A 232-nucleotide genomic window follows, 5' to 3' on the forward strand; every position below is an offset into this window, starting at 1 on the left:
GGTTACGGCGGCATCTTCCAGCGCAACACCCGGGCCTCGGGTGTGATCCCGCAGATCTCGGTCATGCTGGGCCCGTGCGCCGGTGGGGCCGCGTACTCCCCGGCCCTGACGGACTTCGTGTTCATGGTCCGCGAGACCTCGCAGATGTTCATCACCGGCCCGGACGTGGTCCGCGCGGTGACGGGTGAGGAGATCAGCCAGAACGGCCTGGGCGGCGCCGACGTCCACGCCG

The 232-nt window shown here is 70.3% G+C and carries 1 protein-coding gene; it reads left to right on the forward strand.

Going from position 1 to position 232, the window contains the following annotated elements:
* On the forward strand, positions 1–232 hold a 232-nt coding region (locus IF43_RS37645), incomplete at both ends, for a carboxyl transferase domain-containing protein (protein WP_037891798.1).

The sequence above is a fragment of the Streptomyces sp. NRRL S-87 genome (assembly GCF_000719335.1).
Taxonomy (GTDB): Bacteria; Actinomycetota; Actinomycetes; order Streptomycetales; family Streptomycetaceae; genus Streptomyces.